The sequence below is a fragment of the Klebsiella sp. K4 genome, assembly GCF_014596785.2.
Lineage (GTDB): Bacteria > Pseudomonadota > Gammaproteobacteria > Enterobacterales > Enterobacteriaceae > Klebsiella > Klebsiella pneumoniae.
The window spans coordinates 2,601,608-2,618,298 of the sequence record NZ_CP115021.1 but is presented as its reverse complement, the minus strand read 5'-3'; the positions used below and the strand labels follow the sequence as shown (position 1 = coordinate 2,618,298).

Genomic DNA, 16,691 nt, shown 5'->3' with positions numbered 1-16,691 from the left:
GCCCTTTAATGTAGAGTCGCCAGGCCGAAATAAAATTATGAATTGACTATTTCACTGAGTTTTTCAATCAACTTATTGGGGGATTTGACTGCCGTTTCCGTCGCGACTTTAACGACTTTCTTGCCGGCAAATCTCTCCTCGCCCGTTACTTTGACATCGGCAGCAAGCAGGACAATATCTGCTGCGGCAATCTCATCAGCGGTTAACGGGTTCTCAATGCCGATGGTTCCTTGCGTCTCGATTTTAACGTTATGTCCGGCTTTTTTAGCCGCAGTTTCAATTTTCTTTTGCGCAATATAGGTATGTGCAATCCCCACCGTGCAGGCGGTAACGCCGACAATATTCATAATGTTTCTCCGTTAATTAATTTAATAAATTACCAATCGATATTAGCAAGTTGGTATTAAGCATCGGCGTTTTCTGTTTCTGAATTGAAAAGCGCAATGATTTTATGTGGATCAGATTCAACAAGTAATTTAGCGATAATGTCTTCATCCGCCAGTGACCCAGACACTTGTGCCAACAGGCGAATATGGGTGGCATTTTGATCCACCAGGCAAACCGCAAATAAAATAACACAGCGGACATCGCTGCCATCCATGGTCTCCCAGGGAATGGCATGTTGCGTGCGTCCGATGGCTAATGCGGTACGGGAAACACCGGAAGATTTACCATGTGGAATAGCGATATGGTTTTCAAAACCGGTAGAGCCTAGCTCCTCGCGTAACCAGACATCACGAATAAAGTCTTCCTTATTGGTGACGGCGCCATCCTGGATAAGTAAATCGGTGAGTTCTTCTATCACCTCTTCTTTGGTTCTGGCGGTCATATTTAACTTGATGTTTTTAACATTAAGCACTGTCGAAATATCCATGATTCACCCGCATTCATATAGAGTGGTCGTTAAATAACAAACCAGCATCGCTGGCGTGATGCAGATCTTTTAAGACTTATTCAAATACACACTGTGGTTCGAAGAGAGATAACCCGTTATGCAGCGACAGTTTCCCGCTGGAAGATCTCGATCATTCTGTCCCACGCCTGGCTGACATCCTCATGGAGCGAAAACAGACCCGATGTGCCGACGATAAAGACATCTACCCCGGATTCAGCAATCTGACCGAAGGTTTTCTCATTGCAAGAGCCATCAATTTCCGTCAGATAGTGATAGCCATTATTTTTGCGCATGTTGATGAGCTTTCTAATCTTGTTCAGCGACTCAGGAATAAACTTTTGTCCGGCATAGCCAGGGTCAACCGACATGATCGTCACTTTATCCAGCAGATGCGCATATTCGGCAATGCTTTCTGCCGGTGTCGCCGGGTTCAGCACCACCCCGCACTTTTTGCCCGCATCCTTGATCTGATTCAGCAGGCGGAATATTTTGTTATTCGCCGTCTCGGGATGAAAGCTGATGATATCGGCGCCGGCCTCGAGACACATGGGAATGATATCTTCCGGATGATTCACCATCAGATGAACATCAATGGGCACAGTAGTAATTTTTTTCAGATTCTCAATAAAAAAGGGAGACAGTGTGATATTGCGGACGTAATTGCCATCCATTATATCAACATGGTAAAAATCCGCTTTTTTATTCATTGCCGTGATCTGCTCTTTGAACTGCGTTAAATCCATGCACATCAGTGACGGTGAAAATTTAGCGCTCATAAACCACCTCCGATAAATAGTTAGTTAAACATTGCGATGATATGACCCAGCACGATGCCGACAACGCCAAAGTCTGCGTCTCCAAAGGTTGTGGAGCCCAGTCCCATATCCCCCATCATGGGCAAGAGAATGGCAGGCAGGAACGAAATGAGCAGACCGTGAGCAAAAGCCCCTACCACCGCCCCGCGACGTCCGCCGGTAATGTTGCCGTAAACCCCCGCCGTGGCCCCGCAGAAAAAGTGGGGAACCAGGCCCGGGACGATGACGCTCAAGCCGAACAGCGGGCAGAGGAACATACTGACCAGCCCTGCGACAAAGCTTGCGAGGAAGCCGACGATGACGGCATTCGGAGCGAAGGGAAACACCGTCGGACAGTCCAGCGCCGGCTTCGCGTCTTTAACCAGTTTGTCTGCAATCCCTTTAAACGCCGGGACGATCTCGGCAATCACCATCCGAACCCCGGCGAGGATGATATAAACTCCTGCAGCAAACGTGAGGGACTGAATAATGGCGAAGATAATAAAGTTCTGACCAGCGCTCAGGGTCTCCTCGACAAAGGATTTTCCCGCAACGAGCACCAGCACCAGAAACAGAATCATCATGGTGAGAGAGATGGCCACTGATGAGTCGCGAAGGAAATTGAGCGACTTAGGTACTTTGATCTCTTCAATCGAGGGACTACCTTTACCAATAATTTTGCCCACCAGCGCGGACAGCAGGTAGCCAATAGATCCAAAATGCCCGAGCGCCAGATCGTCGGTGTTGGTTATTTTACGGGTAAACGGCTGCAAGATAGCCGGGGAGATGACCATCATCGCACCGAGAATAACCGCCCCGATGGCCACCACCCATCCCCCTGACAAGCCCCCTACAGACAGGATAACCGCCAGCATCGCAGCCATATAAAGCGTATGATGTCCGGTCAGAAAGATGTACTTTAATGGCGTTAGACGCGCCAGGGCGATATTGATCAGCATGCCCAATACCATAATGGTGGCGGTTTCCGTGCCGTAATTCTTCTGCGCCAGAGCGGCCATGGCATCAGTGTTGGGCACCACGCCCTGAATATGGAAAGAATGTTCAAATAACTGGCTAAAGATGGTTAACGTATAGGCTATAATACCGGCGCCGGCGGTCAATATGACAAAACCCATGATGGTTTTCAGCGTGCCTGAAATAACGTCTGAAATTCCTTTTTTTTGCAACAGCAGACCGATCAGTGAAAATAAACCAACCAGTATCGCCGGTGTTCCTAGCACATCATAAATAAGAAAATGAAGCATGTTAAACTCCACGAATCAGATAGCCGTTGCTTAAATATTTTCTGCTAAAATTTCTTTAATTTTATTGTTATCAAGTAAATTACTTAATCCAACGACCTTTGCAGAGTGACTGCTAAGATGTTCTGCAATGTCTTTAGCGCTGAGAATAAGATCGGCAGTTTCGCTTTTTGCCGACGTCAGGTCGGTATGTGCGACTTCAGCTTCTTTATTCATTTCGGCAAGGATCTTTTTGACATTCATTTCAACGATGAAGCTGCTGCCTAAACCATTACCGCACACGATAAGCACTTTTTTCATTCTGTTTTCCTTCAGTCAATAACGGCCTGAAGGAAGAATGTCTCTCTGCGAGAGTCCATACAATAAATGCCCAGCTCATAAAGCAAAAAATAGTCGGGACAGTAGCGTTTTTTCGCTACTAAGCGGGTAAACCGCCAGCCTCATTTCCCGTTTATCTTGCCAGCCGCCCCAGGCGGTGATTTCGTAGCCTCGACCCGCCTGGGCGGCTTTGCACTGAAGTCCGTCTAGCGCCAGTCCAGGATATACGATGTCTCCTACGCCAGTTAGCAGGTAAAGCGCACCGCGATAATTCATTTGCACCGCCCTGGTGCCGCACATTCACCATGCCGCCCCCCGTCAGACATGCTCTCATTACATTAACCAGTTGAATATAAAAAATTATTTTATATGGCACGTTTAATGCTCTTCGCTTGTATACCGCAATGTGGACAAGAACGTATGCCATATGGCCACAACAGGTCGCCAGTCTGCGGTCGCAACCTTCCCCTTTCTGTGAGGCATCCAGGGTGGATGCGTTTCACGGAAGCCTGCTTACTGAAAACGGAGAACAACATGACGACACTCAGCGAACCGTTGGTTACCCCGAAATATGGCAAGTGGCGCCAGCTGGTGCTGGGCCTGATCTGTATGGCCGCCATCTCCAGTCCGCAATATGTCTGGACGCTGTTGACAAAACCCCTGGCCGCCAAACTTGGCGTCGGTCTGCCAGAATTGCAGGTCACCTTCTCGCTGCTGATCATCCTGCAGACCTTCTTTTCCCCTTTTCAGGGGTGGTTAGTGGAAAAATTTGGCCCACGGCGGCTGATCGCTATTGGCACGGTGATGGCGGGAATGAGCTGGGTGCTTTCCGCGCAGGTGAATGGCCTGGCAACGCTCTGGCTGGTTTATGGCTGCATGGGCGGCCTCGGGACCGGGATCGTCTACATCGGCGTTGTCGGCCTGATGGTCAAATGGTTCCCACAGCAGCGGGGATTTGCCGCCGGCGCGGTGGCGGCGGGCTACGGGATGGGGGCCATCATAACCACCTTCCCCATCTCCCTGTCGCTGACCACTAACGGCCTTGAACACACGCTGACGACTTTCGGGATCCTTTTCGCCCTCGTCGGCTTCCTCGCCAGTCAGGGGCTGAAGCTGCCGCCCCCAGCTGTCTCCCAGCCCGTCAGTCAGACGGTGGCGCAGAGCAGCAGATCGTTTACTTCCCGGGAAATGCTGCGCCAGCCGCTGTTCTGGCTGATGTTCGCCATGATGGCGATGATGTCGACTTCCGGGCTGATGGTCACTTCGCAGATGGCGGTGTTCGCCGAGGATTTCGGCATTAGCCAGGCGGTGGTGTTTGGCATGGCGGCGCTGCCGCTGGCGTTAACGATAGACCGCTTCACCAACGGATTGACCCGGCCGCTGTTTGGGTTTATTTCCGACCGCTTCGGCCGCGAGCAAACCATGTTTATCGCCTTTGCGCTGGAGGGGGTAGCGATGATGCTCTGGCTGGCGTGCCGGGAAGATCCGCTGCTGTTTGTCCTGCTCTCCGGGGTGGTGTTCTTTGGCTGGGGGGAGATCTTCTCGCTCTTCCCGTCGACGCTCACCGATACGTTCGGCAGCGAGCATGCCGCCAGCAACTATGGCTGGCTGTATATTTCGCAGGGCATCGGGTCAATCTTTGGCGGTCCGCTGGCGGCACTGCTCTATCAGCACACTCACGGCTGGCATGTGGTCTTCAGCTGCGCGATTGGCCTTGATTTTGTCACCGCCGTCCTCGCGCTGTGGGTGCTAAAACCGTGGCGCGCGCGCTTTATCCGCCAGCACAGCTAACTGCAGCGCTGACAGAAGTGACGGCTCGCCCGTCACTTCACTGATATTCGCTGCGCAGCAGCGCGTACAGGTACTCATCGCCCCACTCACCTTTAAAAAAGATATTCTGCCGGTAATATTACTTTCGTTCTCAGGTAATGAAAATCATAGCGTTGATAACGTCAGCTAATAAATTCATTCAAGTTATTTTTTTATTTAACAACGCACAGTACTTAATTAATTAAAATTACGCTATTCTGTACTTTTATAGCCTCAACAAAGCAGACAGGGAGTCAGCATGATAATAAGCCCGCCATTTATAAGTCCCCGGAATGAAGGAGAATGTGATGCATCATGGGTGGAAAGAATGATACCCACTGATTTAAACCGGGAATTTCCTGTAAACAGATCCGGATCATGGCATGGCGGTGTACATGTTCTCCACACCGACAATCCTGATGAAGGTTATAATCGCATCGAATTTGTACGTGCGATTGCAGATGGAGAAGTTGTCTCTTTCAGGGCGCCGTCAAACACAGAAAGACGGGATGCATTCCCGCTGAATATTAATGGCAGAACTGATGATGGATATATTCTGCTAAAGCATAAAACCGAGATCGGGGAAAGTTGTAGCGTCGTCTATTACTCCCTGTATATGCACCTCAGAGACCGACTGAGTCCCGCAATAAGGGAGGGAGGCAAAGTCTGGCGCAAGGATCGCATAGGACAGAATGGGATGGTGGATGAAAATAATGCCTTTCACTTTCAGATTTTCTGTGACAATGAAAACATGTTGAAACTAACCGGACGCATGCTACCCGAACTCGATGTCACCCGCGATGGCAGAACCGATACCGTTTATGGTGATATTCATTTTTATCTGCCCGCTGGGACACGGTTTTACGAATCTGTAGCTGACGCAGCCTCAGCAGATACCGACCGCCTAAATCTCGTTCATACCAGTGCCGAAGCACTGTTTGTCAGTATGACCTTCGAAAAAGGTGACTGTTCGATGATTACTCGTAGGCAGAATATCATCATCGGGGCACACTTCGATACGGTGGGAGAGCCTCTAGTAAACATAGATGCTAACCAAATTGACGACATAAGAAGATTAGGTCTGAAATATGAATACAATCTATACTGGACAGCCAAACGTCTGTACCCGCAGAATCCCTCTGCGGGCTTTGAACTACTCCGCTTTGGTCGGATTATTAGTACTGAATATGAAACTCTCATCCCTGCCATCGCCCCGTTGTGGCGTACTGTCAACTTCCCCGGAGGCTCAGGGCTTGTAAATCTGGCCTCTTCTGACATCAAAAAATTCAGTGATGCCGACTTCCCGCACTGGACGGGCTGGCGAATGGTGGACGATGACATGGACAATAACAGCCAGTGTAATTCCGCCTTTATCACGGGATTACAGGAGAGTGGGAACCTTAGCGATCTGAGCAGCCGTCTGGTTTGTCATTTTCCACTCGAATGGAACGCCGACACTTTTGAACAGCGTTATTCCTGGCTAAAAAACAATAACGACGATACTCAAGCTATGTCTGATGAGGACTATGAGCGGTTGAAAAGTCATGTTTTAGCACTGTGCTTTGATACGGGCACGCTTGGCACAGGTCGACTATGGCATTTTCATCCAGTGGCCTTCATTACCCATTTTCGCAGGTGCTGCTGGCTTAGCAAATCAGAATTGAAGCAAATTGTTCCGCGCAATCTGTTAAGAATGGCGGGACAGAATGATTATCGATGGGAAGCCATCATCTACCGGGATGGCGTCGGAAGCCTTGCGGATAATATCCGCACGCACATTAACAGAGCAATGCAGAAACACCTGATAACCACCCCACTCCGACTCGCTTGCTTTCTGGGAAACGGGATTCAGGAGACGGGGTGGCTGGGAACAATGGAGGAAGGTTATCGCTATACGGAAAGGGATCCACGCACGCATCAGATCGTTCGTCGCTATAATATTTGGTACTACCCGTGGTATGGACGAGGCCTGTTACAGCTAACCAGCCCACTAAATTATTTCGAATATTTTAGCTTCAGAGGACGAGTATATCCTGTAAACATCAAAGATACTCTGATAAATGAATATAATCGTCTTTATTCACACCGGGGCATTCGCTACACCGACAATCACCTATCTGATACAGAAAACCACATTCCTGAGAACATTATTAGCTGGAGGGATAATGTCAGCAGCGATAACCATGAGGCGACTAGCAGTGCAGGATTTTACTGGGCGTCAAGAAATATGGCATATTACGCTGATAACGAACATATACTCGAGCGATGTAGCGTCAATACCAGAAGAAACGGGGTGAAAATTTACTATCGTAGTCAGGCCTTCTGGCAAGCCAGTGCCGCCGTTAATTTACCCGCACAAATTGATAATGAACAATATCAAGGATTAAATGGTTTTAATGAACGCTGCTGCGCATACGGTAGTGCGATAGCCGTACTTACTGAGCAAAAATTCCCGGACAGCAATAACTTTTTGGTTAATGAAGAACCCGAATTAGAACAGTTAAGGAGAGGATGATGAGGGGGGTTATAATTTTACTAATATTGATATTTTTATCACAAAAAGCCGTAAGCTCCATCACACCGGCAATACATGTACCCTCTGACTTCAATAAAAACAGGTTTGTTAATTATAATAACGACATATCTAATGGTAGCGGGAATAACACATGTGATAAAGTTGCATTTAAAAACTATTATCCGAGTGAATACACATCATTAAAAATAAAAAACCCACCGTTTAACACTTGGTTTTGTTGGTTTTCTGTCGATGTCATCCATGATGGATACGGCCCAAACAGGTTGCTTCCTGAAAAAGTCTACTTTGATGAAAAAACAGGAATATGGAAAAAGAAAAAATACACTTTGAGTAAAGAAAGTATCCAGCGCTCTAAGGATGTCTATGGCATTGTTAACCTTAGCGAGTTGCAGCCTGTACATCTGTATAATATTCAGACAATTAATGCGCATGGATATGCAGTCATTGATAACAACGTTTCCTTACAAGAACAAAAGAAAGGAGTGAAGAAAAAATTGTCATTCTGTCTTATACGTGACGAAGCTGCATTCTGTGGTTCAGGGTCGATGATCAATCTTATCGATGGAAAAGAAGTCGACTTTACCCCCTATATGCTCATTTCCCTTGAGACAGTCGAATTGGGTGTTGCAGAGCATAGCCAGAAGTGACGGCTCGCCCGTCACTTCACTGATATTCGCTACGCAACAGCGCGTACAGGTACTCATCGCCCCACTCGCCTTTAAAAAAGATATTCTGCCGGTAATGCGCCTCGCGACGAAAGCCCAGCCCTTCCAGGAGTTTGATCGCGCCGGTATTGCGGGTGTCTACCACCGCTGTCAGCCGGTGGTGGGCTAACTGTTCAAAGAGTAAGGCCATCACCGCCCGCATGGCTTCCCGGGCATACCCCTGATGCTGATACGCAGGGGAAAAGGTCATCCCCAGCTCGGCTTGTCTGCCGTGATCTAAGAAGTGGATCCCCACATCTCCCGCCAGCGCACCGTTGGCCTGAATCTCTACGGCAAGCTGGAACCAGCTCTCATCCTCAGCAAAGGCCTGCGAACGCTGTTGTTCATAGAAGGCTGTCGCCTCTGTCATGCCGTAGTGGGTCCAGCTCTGAAAGCGGGCCACCTCCGGCAGATTGCGATAATGGCTGAAAGACGGCAGATCTTCCGTTCTGAACCGGCGCAGCAGCAGCCGGGGCGTGGTCAGGGGTAATTTCATCTCTTCTCTTCTTCTCAATGAGACGGGCAATGGCGGGGCCATCTTAACCTGCGCAGCCTCAACCCAGCCATCGCACTTCCTTGTCAATTTAATATAAAGTTAAATTTCGATATTAAAATTTCACAAACCGATAAAACATTACAATAACAAATACGAAAAACAGGGGAACAAGCCAGAGAGGCGTCTCTGGAAAAAAGAGCCCTTGCGCCACGGCGAAGAGGATGGTCAGTACAGCTGGGCCATAATAGGAAATTAACGACCTGAATATTCTTCGCAGCAATCTTTTAATAAGATTCATCATAGTTATCGGATCATCCTGGTAATGATGTCTGTAATACCCTCATTCGATGCCTGTCCTGCTGTAACCGTCTCAGACTTCAGAAATAATGCCTATCAGAAAGTACATCATTCACAGCTTATGAGTATAAAGGTCCGAATAATACGCCGGTTCAGAAACATAAGGACATGACTTGTGTATGTCTACGCAATCTTGTTTTTATTGAGGGAACCGACGCCGCATAAACCGCGGCTAATTTACTTTTTGCCCGTCTGGCGGCAAGATCCGGCATAATGCACCGCTGTCGCAGGACGGCCGTGTCACCGGCAGTCGTGACAGCGAACCATTCGACAGGAAAACGCATGAAGCCAAAACAAGCGGACATTCTCCGCCACGCCAGCACGCTGTTTAATCGCGAAGGATATCAGTCGCCCAGCATCGAGCGGATTGCTGAACATGCTGGCATCTCCAAAATGACCTTCTACCGCTATTACGCCGATAAAGAGGCGCTCATTCTGGCTATCCTCAAGCAGAAAGAGAGCGAATTTATGCAGGATTTGGCGCAGATCACCGCGGATAAAGCCAGCGCGCGGGAAAAGCTGTTCGCCGTGTTCGACTACTACCATCGCTGGTTTACCTGCGAAACGTTCCACGGCTGCATGTTTACCCGCGCGCTGTTTGAATATGGCGCGTCATCGCCGGCGATCCGGGAGCAATGCTCCCGATTTAAGTCGCTCCTCTGGCAGTTCTTCCGCGATATTCTCCTGCTGGTGTTAAAACCAGAGCCTGCCGAGCGGGTCGCCATGATGATGGTGATGCTCATCGATGGCGCCATCGCCGCCCAGCAGGCCGAGTCCGCCGAATGTCGGGAGATCCCGCCGGGGATGACCGCCTGGAGCGCGGCCAAAGCGCTTATTTACTCAGAAGGCGGTACGCTGTGAGATGATAAGCTGCCGCCCAGCGACTGCAGGGCCGCCAGCAGACAATCATAGTAATCGTTGCAGGTTTGCAGACGCAGCGCGGCGCCAAAGAAGACCTCCTCCATCGCCGCCGGATGTTTTTTGCCAATCGGCACAATCACATTGTTCAGCCAGCCATCCGCATGACCGATGTCGACCGTGATATGTTCGGCATAGTAATGCACGTCGCGATCGGAAAGCCCAATCCGCCGACAGCCCGCCACCAGTTTTTCATACTGCGGCGGGTCGAGCAGCTCGGTCATGGCCATCACGCCCAGTGATTTGTAGTAATGCTGACGGTTTACGCCGCCCAGCATAAAGGCGTTATACCCGGCCAGCCCCTGCCACTCGTACAAATGGGCAAAATGATTGTCCGGTAAGGCGATATTTCGCCGCTTCAGTAAATCCTTATACAGATTAACGTGGGTGATCTCGGTGCTGCCCTGGCCTATCTCATCCCACAGATTTTGCGCAATCTCAGCGCGGGTTTCCGGCAGCGAGCCCACCAGCCCCATCGCCACCAGATCGAAGAAAAGCAGATTGAGGGCGCTGTCGCTTTTGAAGAAATAGTCGATTTGCGCCGCAGAGGCCTCGCTGGCAAGGAAATCGAACAGCGGATGATGAGACGCCGGGTGCTGCTGGCATAAGGCGCGCAGTTCGTCGACGATATTGCCGGCGTTAAGCATTGGTCTCTGGTGGTGGAAGCGTTTGCTTTCCGCCCGCAGCCACTCAGACTCGATGTAATTTCTGATCCCGGAAAGCAGCGGATGAAACTGATTGGCAGCCGCTGGCGAGAGCGGGTCGGCAAGCCAGGACTGATAAAGAATGAACAGCGCGTGGTGCGCACGCTTTTTGGCCTGTGGATCGTCAGCGGAGAAGGCGCGGATGCAGGTATTCTCAGTGAGATGCCAGGCTCTGTCGGCCACCAGCGGGTTGGCCGTCAGCTTCAGCGACAGCGCGTTGCTGTGCAGAAGCTGGTCAATTAACTCATCCAGCGCCAGCCTGGCCATCACCGCGGTCTGGTCGCTTCCAATCACCCCATTATCTGTGTTACGCATGATTTATCCCTGTGAAATACATGGCTACTATACGGTATAGTACCGTCCATAATGCGGCAACGTAAATTTCACACGCGTTGTCAATTTACTGTTTATTAAAGAATTTAAATGAATACAATAAAAACCACTAAAATATTATTGATATTATAAAAACAATAACATTACCATTCAGTACAGTGACAAACGACACAAGGAATCATCATGCCTTATCTGTTACTGACGCTGGCGGCTCTGTTCTGGGGCGGGAATTATGTTGTCGGGCACGTGCTGGTGCAGGGCGTGGATCCGATCCTGATGACCGAAGCGCGCTGGGCGCTGACGGCGCTGCTGCTGGGCCTGCTCTACCGACGGCAAATCGCCGGCAGTCGCCACCTGCTGCGGGCAAACGCGCCAGCGGTGGTGGTGCTAACCCTCTGCGGCCAGGTCAGTTTCCCGCTCACGCTCTATATTGGCCTGCAAACCACCTCCGCGCTCAACGCCGCCATCTATATGTCCGCCACGCCGAGCATGGTACTGTTGATTAACCGACTATTTTTCCGCGATCCGGTATCAGGGCGTAACTGGCTTGGAGTGGCTTTTAGCACCCTCGGCGTGATGATCCTCTTATTTCAGGGAAATCCGCTGCACGCCGCCTCTCTGCACACCTTTGCCATCGGCGACCTGTGGGCGATGGGGTCGGCGCTGAGCTGGGCGCTCTACTGTTCGCTGTTACGTCTGAAGGACCGCCGAATCCCGGCGAATGGCTTTGTCGCCGTCAGCTCGCTGCTCGGCGCCCTGATCCTGGTGCCAATCGTCATCTTCTGGCTGATGCGCCACCCGGCGCAGGACTGGGCAGCCTGGCGCGAGCCGTTTTTCCTCAGCGGCCTGGCGTATCTGGTAATTTTCCCATCGTGGCTGGCATACCTGTTCTGGAACAAAGGTATCGCCACCATTGGCGCCACGCGGGGCGAAATTTACACCCACATCATCCCCCTCTCCGGCGGGGTGTTGAGCATCCTGTTCCTGCATACCCAGCCGCATGCCTGGCATCTGTTTAGCGCGCTGTTCATCATGGTGGGGATTGGGATCTGCTCGCTGGAGAAACGCCAGGCGGCGTCTATTCGTCTGCGTGACTAATGTATGCGACCGGGCGCCTGGCCACGCCCGGTCACAAAAGTTAACGGCTGGTGGAGAGCGGCTGGTGATGTCCCGCTCCTGCGGATTGGATCACCCGGCCTTCGCGACCAAAAAAGGTCAGGACGGTAATGACAATCGCCACCGTCCCGGCCACCAGGGCCATTGCCAGGCCGTAGTTATGCCCATGATGCTGGGCGATTGATGCCTGGAGAGTGGCATTCACCGAAGCCAGCAAATTACCCAGCTGGTAGACGAAGCCGGGCAGCACCGCCCGGGTGTTGGCCGGGACCAGTTCATTGAGCCAGGTGGGGATCACCCCCCAGGCCCCCTGGACCATAAACTGCATCAGGAACGCCCCCGCCCCCAGCGCCAGCGAGCCGCTGGCGAAAGCCCACAGTGGAATGACCGGCAGCGCCAGCAGGGCGGCGATCATAATCGCTTTGCGTCGGCCAATCTTCTCCGACAGCGAACCGAAGAACACTCCACCAATGATCGAAGCGATGTTATAGCAGACCGCGATGATGCTGACCGTTTTAGGCTCGAAGCCGTGCTGAACTTTCAAAAAGACCGGGTAAAGATCCTGCGTCCCGTGAGAGAAGAAGTTGAAAGCCGCCATCAGCACCACCAGGTACAGGCACAGCTTCCAGTGGCTACGCAGTACCGGCAGCAGGGCCGTACTCTCTTTATTCTGCCTGGCCGCCTGCCAAACCGGAGACTCCTCGACGCAGAAATAGATAAACGGCAGCAGCAGCACCGGCGCGGCGCCAATGACAAACATCCCGCGCCAGCCGAGTTGTTCAAACAGCAGCCCATAGGCGACGGCCGCCAGCAAATAGCCGAAGGGGTATCCCGCCTGGAACAGGCCGGACATCAGGCCGCGCGAGCGGTCGGGGATCGTCTCCATCGCCAGCGAAGAGGCCACGCCCCAGATCCCGCCCATCGCCACGCCGTACAGCACCCGCAGCAGGAAAAACAGCATCAACGACGGCGCGGCGGCGGAGAGCAGCTCAAAAGCCGAGAAGAACACAATGTTGAGCATCAGGATTGGTTTGCGACCAAACTTCTCCGCCGCCCTGCCGAAAATTAGCGCGCCGACGGGCCGCACGGCCAGAGTCAGCAGAATCGCCAGGGTGACCTCCTCAAGGTCGACATGAAACGAGTGGGCGATATCGCTCAGTAAAAAAACTAACAGGAAAAAGTCGAAAGCATCGAGCGTCCAGCTTAAAAAACTGGCTATCGCCGCATTACGCTGTCGTGAGGTCCAGCCGTGCATCTTGTCATCCCTATCCCGACGGCATTGCCGGGAGTGTGCGCGGCGTCCAGCAGAGCGAGCTGGGGTTACCGCTTGTGTAAATTGTTTGTATAGAAAGTTGCTCTTTTGTTAATTACACCCCTTTTACGACAATCGGCAAGTTTATTAGCATGCTAATTTGTTTCAAATTGCGTGTTCCCCTCACCGGTTCGGTAATTTTCGACCAGAATTAAAACCAGGTTCGCTTAAGCGAAGCGTCATCAATGCCGCATCTGCCCACAGGAAGGGAGAGAATCATGAAGAGAATTGCCATCGTCGGCGTGGGGCCGACGGGGATTTACACCTTTTATGAACTGGTGAAGCGCGGTGAGCCGCTGGCCATCACCCTGTTTGAAAAAGAGGCGCAGGCCGGGGTGGGTATGCCCTACAGTGACGATAATACCGCGGCGCAAATGCTGGCCAATATTGCCAGCATTGAGATCCCCCCCATCGACCTGACCTACCTGCAATGGCTGCAGCAGCAAAGCGATGACTGGCTGGCGGCGCGCGGGCTTGAACGGCACGCCCTGCATGAGCGCCAGTTTCTGCCGCGGGTGATCCTCGGCGAATACTATCGCGACCGTTTTCTTTACCTCGTTGAGCGGGCCCGGGACGTCGGCTTTGTGATTAGCGTTTGTGAATCCTGTGAAGTCACGGATATTGCGGTTCAGTCCACCGGGATCGCCATCCACACCGATAGTGCAGCAGACCCGGTAATCGTCGACCTGGTGGCGATTGCCACCGGCCATCTGTGGCCTGAAGAAGAGCGCGCCAGCCGACAGTACTTCCCCAGCCCGTGGACCGGCCTGATGGAGGCCCGCATTGCCCCCTGCCGGGTGGGGATCCTTGGGACTTCATTAAGCGCGATTGATGCCGCCGTGGCGGTAGTGGCCCGCCACGGCGTTTTCCATACCGAGGACGACAAAACGACCCATTTTTCCCTCCATCCAGGCAGCGAAGCGCTGGAGATCACCCTGATGTCACGCCACGGCGTGCTGCCGGAGGCCGATTTTTACTGCCCGATCCCGTGGGAGCCGCTGGAGATTGCCACTCCCGCCGCCCTCGAAGCGGCCATTGCAGAGGGTAGCGACGCTCTGTTAGATCGGATTTTTGAGCTGATCGTTAAAGAGCTGGAATATGCTGCCCCCGACTGGAGCGAGGCGATCGGGCTTCGTCAGCTGACGCCTGACAGTATCGCCGACGCCTGGTTTGCCGACCGCCTCACCCATGACCCCTTTCAGTGGGCGCAGCGCAATCTGCAGGAGGTGGAGCGCAATAAGCGCGAACACCACACGGTGCCCTGGCGCTATGCCATTCTGCGCCTGCATGAGGCGATTGAAACCGTGGTGCCGCAGTTCAACGACGCGGACAGCCGTCGCTTCCGCCAGGGCCTCGCTCGGGTATTTATCGATAACTACGCCGCCATTCCGCCGGAGTCCATACGTCGGCTGCTGGCCTTGCACCGGGCTGGCATTCTGCGGATCCTGACGCTGGGCGAAGATTATGAGCTGCAGCGGGAGCCTGACCGGACGCTGATTGTTCATCATCGTCAGCGCTGCGAATTCGATGTCTTTATCGATGCCCGCGGACAAAAAGCGCTGAAAACCCGGGATCTGCCCTTCCCTTCACTGCGCCAGCAGCTGCTGGCCTGCGGCGACGACATTCCGGACGTTGGTGATGACTACACGCTGCAGGCGCCGGAGACAGTGCGCGGTCGGGTCGCCTTCGGCGCCCTTCCCTGGCTGATGCACGATCGCCCCTTTGTGCAGGGGCTGACGGCCAGCGCCGAGATTGGCAGCGCAATGGCCCGCGCCGTGTCGCAGCAGGCCGCCGGCCGACGGCGCCGTCTCTGGTATATCGAATAGCGGAGCGCTTAAGCGCAATATCCGAATACTGGGGGGGTGAACAGGCGTGCTATAAACAGCAACTGTCCGTCCCCTGCACGACCACGTTTAACATTTACGAGGTATTCATGAGTCATCTTTTTAGCGCGACGCGAATTGGTCAACTCACCCTTGATAACCGTATCGTTATCGCCCCGATGTGTCAGTACTCCGCCGACGAGGGTAAGGCGACCTCCTGGCACCGGATCCATCTTGGCCAACTGGCTTTCTCCGGCGCCGGCCTGTTAATTCTGGAAGCCACGGCGGTAGAGCCTGCGGGGCGTATCTCCCCGGGGGATCTGGGGCTGTGGGATGATGAAACCGAAAACGCCCTGCGCGGCGTAGTCGAAGATATTCGGGCCTGGTCGCCGATCCGTCTGGGGATCCAGCTGGGTCATGCCGGACGCAAGGCATCCTGCGCCGCCCCGTGGCAGGGAGGCCATCAGCTGGCGCTCAACGATGGTGGCTGGCAGACCGTCGCCCCTTCCGCCGTGGCGTTTCACGATGGCGATCGCGCTCCCGCTGAACTGAGCCATGCCGATCTGGCGCGCATCAAAGCGGCCTTCGTCGCCAGCGCGCTGCGCGCCCAGCGGCTGGGCTTTGAGCTGATTGAACTGCACGCCGCCCACGGCTATCTGCTGCACCAGTTTCTCTCGCCGCTCAGCAACCAGCGCCGCGACGAGTACGGCGGTTCGCTGGAGAACCGAATGCGCTATCCGCTGGAAGTCTTTAAGGCGATCCGCGAGGCAGTGGGCAGCACCATGGCGGTGGGCGTCAGGCTGTCGGCTACCGACTGGGTCGAAGGCGGCTGGGACTGCGAGCAGTCCATTAAGTTTAGCCAGCAGCTGGAAACGCTGGGCAGTGACTATATTCACGTCTCCAGCGGCGGTTTGTCGCCGCAGCAGGCGATCACCGTTGGGCCGGGATACCAGTTGCCTTTCGCCCGCGATATTCGCCAGCAGGTAGCCATCCCGGTGATTGGCGTGGGGCTGATCACCGACCCGCAGCAGGCGGAAGCGGCGCTGGAGAATGGCGATGCCGACCTGATCGCCCTCGCCCGCGCGGTACTTTACGATCCGCACTGGCCGTGGCACGCTGCGGCCAGACTTGGCGCCCAGGTCCGTGTGCCGTCGCAGTATTTGCGCTCGGAGCCGCACGGCCTGAAAGGCACCCTGCTGCCAAACCGTTGAACCCACGGCGGGCATAAAAAAGGGGTATCGTAAGATACCCCTGAGCAGGATGTTATTGCGGTCCATGTGCCGGGCGACGGCGACGCCTTGCCCGGCCTACAAA

At 53.1% G+C, this 16,691-nt stretch carries 17 protein-coding genes and 1 pseudogene; 7 read left to right on the top strand and 11 right to left on the bottom strand.

Annotated features, from left to right (window positions below):
• Positions 1–35 precede the first annotated feature (35 nt).
• The 6 genes from IB144_RS13060 to IB144_RS13035 form a co-directional block, all read right to left on the bottom strand.
• A complete protein-coding gene (locus IB144_RS13060; RefSeq protein ID WP_004176139.1) occupies positions 36–347 on the bottom strand; it encodes a PTS fructose transporter subunit IIB in 312 nt (103 codons plus the stop codon).
• A 56-nt stretch (positions 348–403) separates the two neighbouring features.
• Complete coding sequence (locus IB144_RS13055) at positions 404–874, bottom strand: PTS sugar transporter subunit IIA (RefSeq protein ID WP_002905131.1); 471 nt, start codon at positions 872–874, stop codon at positions 404–406.
• 116 nt (positions 875–990) lie between these two features.
• The gene (gene alsE / locus IB144_RS13050; protein WP_020802864.1) at positions 991–1,671 is read right to left on the bottom strand and encodes a D-allulose 6-phosphate 3-epimerase; all 681 of its coding nucleotides are present in this window, start codon (positions 1,669–1,671) and stop codon (positions 991–993) included.
• 20 nt (positions 1,672–1,691) lie between these two features.
• Complete coding sequence (locus IB144_RS13045) at positions 1,692–2,954, bottom strand: PTS ascorbate transporter subunit IIC (protein ID WP_004176135.1); 1,263 nt, start codon at positions 2,952–2,954, stop codon at positions 1,692–1,694.
• Positions 2,955–2,984: 30 nt separating this feature from the next.
• Complete coding sequence (locus IB144_RS13040) at positions 2,985–3,251, bottom strand: PTS sugar transporter subunit IIB (protein WP_004176134.1); 267 nt, start codon at positions 3,249–3,251, stop codon at positions 2,985–2,987.
• 75 nt (positions 3,252–3,326) lie between these two features.
• The gene (locus tag IB144_RS13035) at positions 3,327–3,545 is read right to left on the bottom strand and encodes a hypothetical protein (protein WP_020805169.1); all 219 of its coding nucleotides are present in this window, start codon (positions 3,543–3,545) and stop codon (positions 3,327–3,329) included.
• Positions 3,546–3,761: 216 nt separating this feature from the next.
• Here IB144_RS13035 and oxlT point away from each other — a divergent pair, with 216 nt between their 5' ends.
• Positions 3,762–5,060 (top strand): oxalate/formate MFS antiporter, encoded by a 1,299-nt coding sequence (oxlT, locus tag IB144_RS13030; RefSeq protein WP_074177528.1) that lies wholly within the window; start codon positions 3,762–3,764, stop codon positions 5,058–5,060.
• Positions 5,061–5,097: 37 nt separating this feature from the next.
• Here oxlT and IB144_RS13025 read toward each other — a convergent pair.
• Positions 5,098–5,187 (bottom strand): annotated as a pseudogene (locus IB144_RS13025) (N-acetyltransferase); the annotation flags it as partial.
• A gap of 150 nt (positions 5,188–5,337) precedes the next feature.
• Here IB144_RS13025 and IB144_RS13020 point away from each other — a divergent pair.
• Together IB144_RS13020 and IB144_RS13015 are read left to right on the top strand one after the other, a co-directional pair.
• Positions 5,338–7,593, top strand: a complete 2,256-nt coding sequence (locus IB144_RS13020; RefSeq protein ID WP_188006551.1) for a M23 family peptidase — start codon at positions 5,338–5,340, stop codon at positions 7,591–7,593.
• Complete coding sequence (locus IB144_RS13015) at positions 7,590–8,261, top strand: hypothetical protein (protein ID WP_223168824.1); 672 nt, start codon at positions 7,590–7,592, stop codon at positions 8,259–8,261. Before IB144_RS13020 ends, IB144_RS13015 begins: the two co-directional genes overlap by 4 nt.
• A 16-nt stretch (positions 8,262–8,277) precedes the next feature.
• On the opposite strand, the gene IB144_RS13010 is transcribed toward IB144_RS13015, so the two are convergent.
• Both IB144_RS13010 and IB144_RS13005 read right to left on the bottom strand, forming a co-directional pair.
• Positions 8,278–8,856, bottom strand: coding sequence for a GNAT family protein (locus tag IB144_RS13010; RefSeq protein WP_014907574.1), 579 nt, complete (start codon positions 8,854–8,856; stop codon positions 8,278–8,280).
• 70 nt (positions 8,857–8,926) lie between these two features.
• Complete coding sequence (locus IB144_RS13005; protein WP_002905214.1) at positions 8,927–9,115, bottom strand: hypothetical protein; 189 nt, start codon at positions 9,113–9,115, stop codon at positions 8,927–8,929.
• A 338-nt stretch (positions 9,116–9,453) separates the two neighbouring features.
• On the opposite strand from IB144_RS13005, the gene IB144_RS13000 reads away from it, so the two are divergent.
• The gene (locus IB144_RS13000) at positions 9,454–10,032 is read left to right on the top strand and encodes a TetR/AcrR family transcriptional regulator (RefSeq protein ID WP_025861988.1); all 579 of its coding nucleotides are present in this window, start codon (positions 9,454–9,456) and stop codon (positions 10,030–10,032) included.
• On the opposite strand, the gene IB144_RS12995 is transcribed toward IB144_RS13000, so the two are convergent.
• Positions 10,008–11,108 carry an iron-containing redox enzyme family protein gene (locus IB144_RS12995; protein ID WP_065888683.1) on the bottom strand — a complete coding sequence of 367 codons (1,101 nt, stop codon included), beginning with the start codon at positions 11,106–11,108 and terminating at the stop codon, positions 10,008–10,010. The genes IB144_RS13000 and IB144_RS12995 overlap by 25 nt on opposite strands.
• A 201-nt stretch (positions 11,109–11,309) precedes the next feature.
• On the opposite strand from IB144_RS12995, the gene IB144_RS12990 reads away from it, so the two are divergent.
• Positions 11,310–12,224, top strand: a complete 915-nt coding sequence (locus IB144_RS12990) for a DMT family transporter (protein ID WP_004148410.1) — start codon at positions 11,310–11,312, stop codon at positions 12,222–12,224.
• 40 nt (positions 12,225–12,264) lie between these two features.
• On the opposite strand, the gene IB144_RS12985 is transcribed toward IB144_RS12990, so the two are convergent.
• Positions 12,265–13,497: an MFS transporter gene (locus IB144_RS12985; protein WP_004148411.1), complete on the bottom strand. Its 1,233-nt coding sequence runs from the start codon at positions 13,495–13,497 to the stop codon at positions 12,265–12,267.
• Between the two features lie 275 nt (positions 13,498–13,772).
• Here IB144_RS12985 and IB144_RS12980 point away from each other — a divergent pair, with 275 nt between their 5' ends.
• Both IB144_RS12980 and IB144_RS12975 read left to right on the top strand, forming a co-directional pair.
• On the top strand, positions 13,773–15,380 hold the full coding sequence (locus IB144_RS12980) for an FAD-NAD(P)-binding protein (RefSeq protein WP_004176124.1): 1,608 nt from the start codon (positions 13,773–13,775) through the stop codon (positions 15,378–15,380).
• 107 nt (positions 15,381–15,487) lie between these two features.
• Positions 15,488–16,588: an NADH:flavin oxidoreductase/NADH oxidase gene (locus IB144_RS12975; protein ID WP_065888682.1), complete on the top strand. Its 1,101-nt coding sequence runs from the start codon at positions 15,488–15,490 to the stop codon at positions 16,586–16,588.
• The last annotated feature ends 103 nt before the right edge of the window (positions 16,589–16,691 follow it).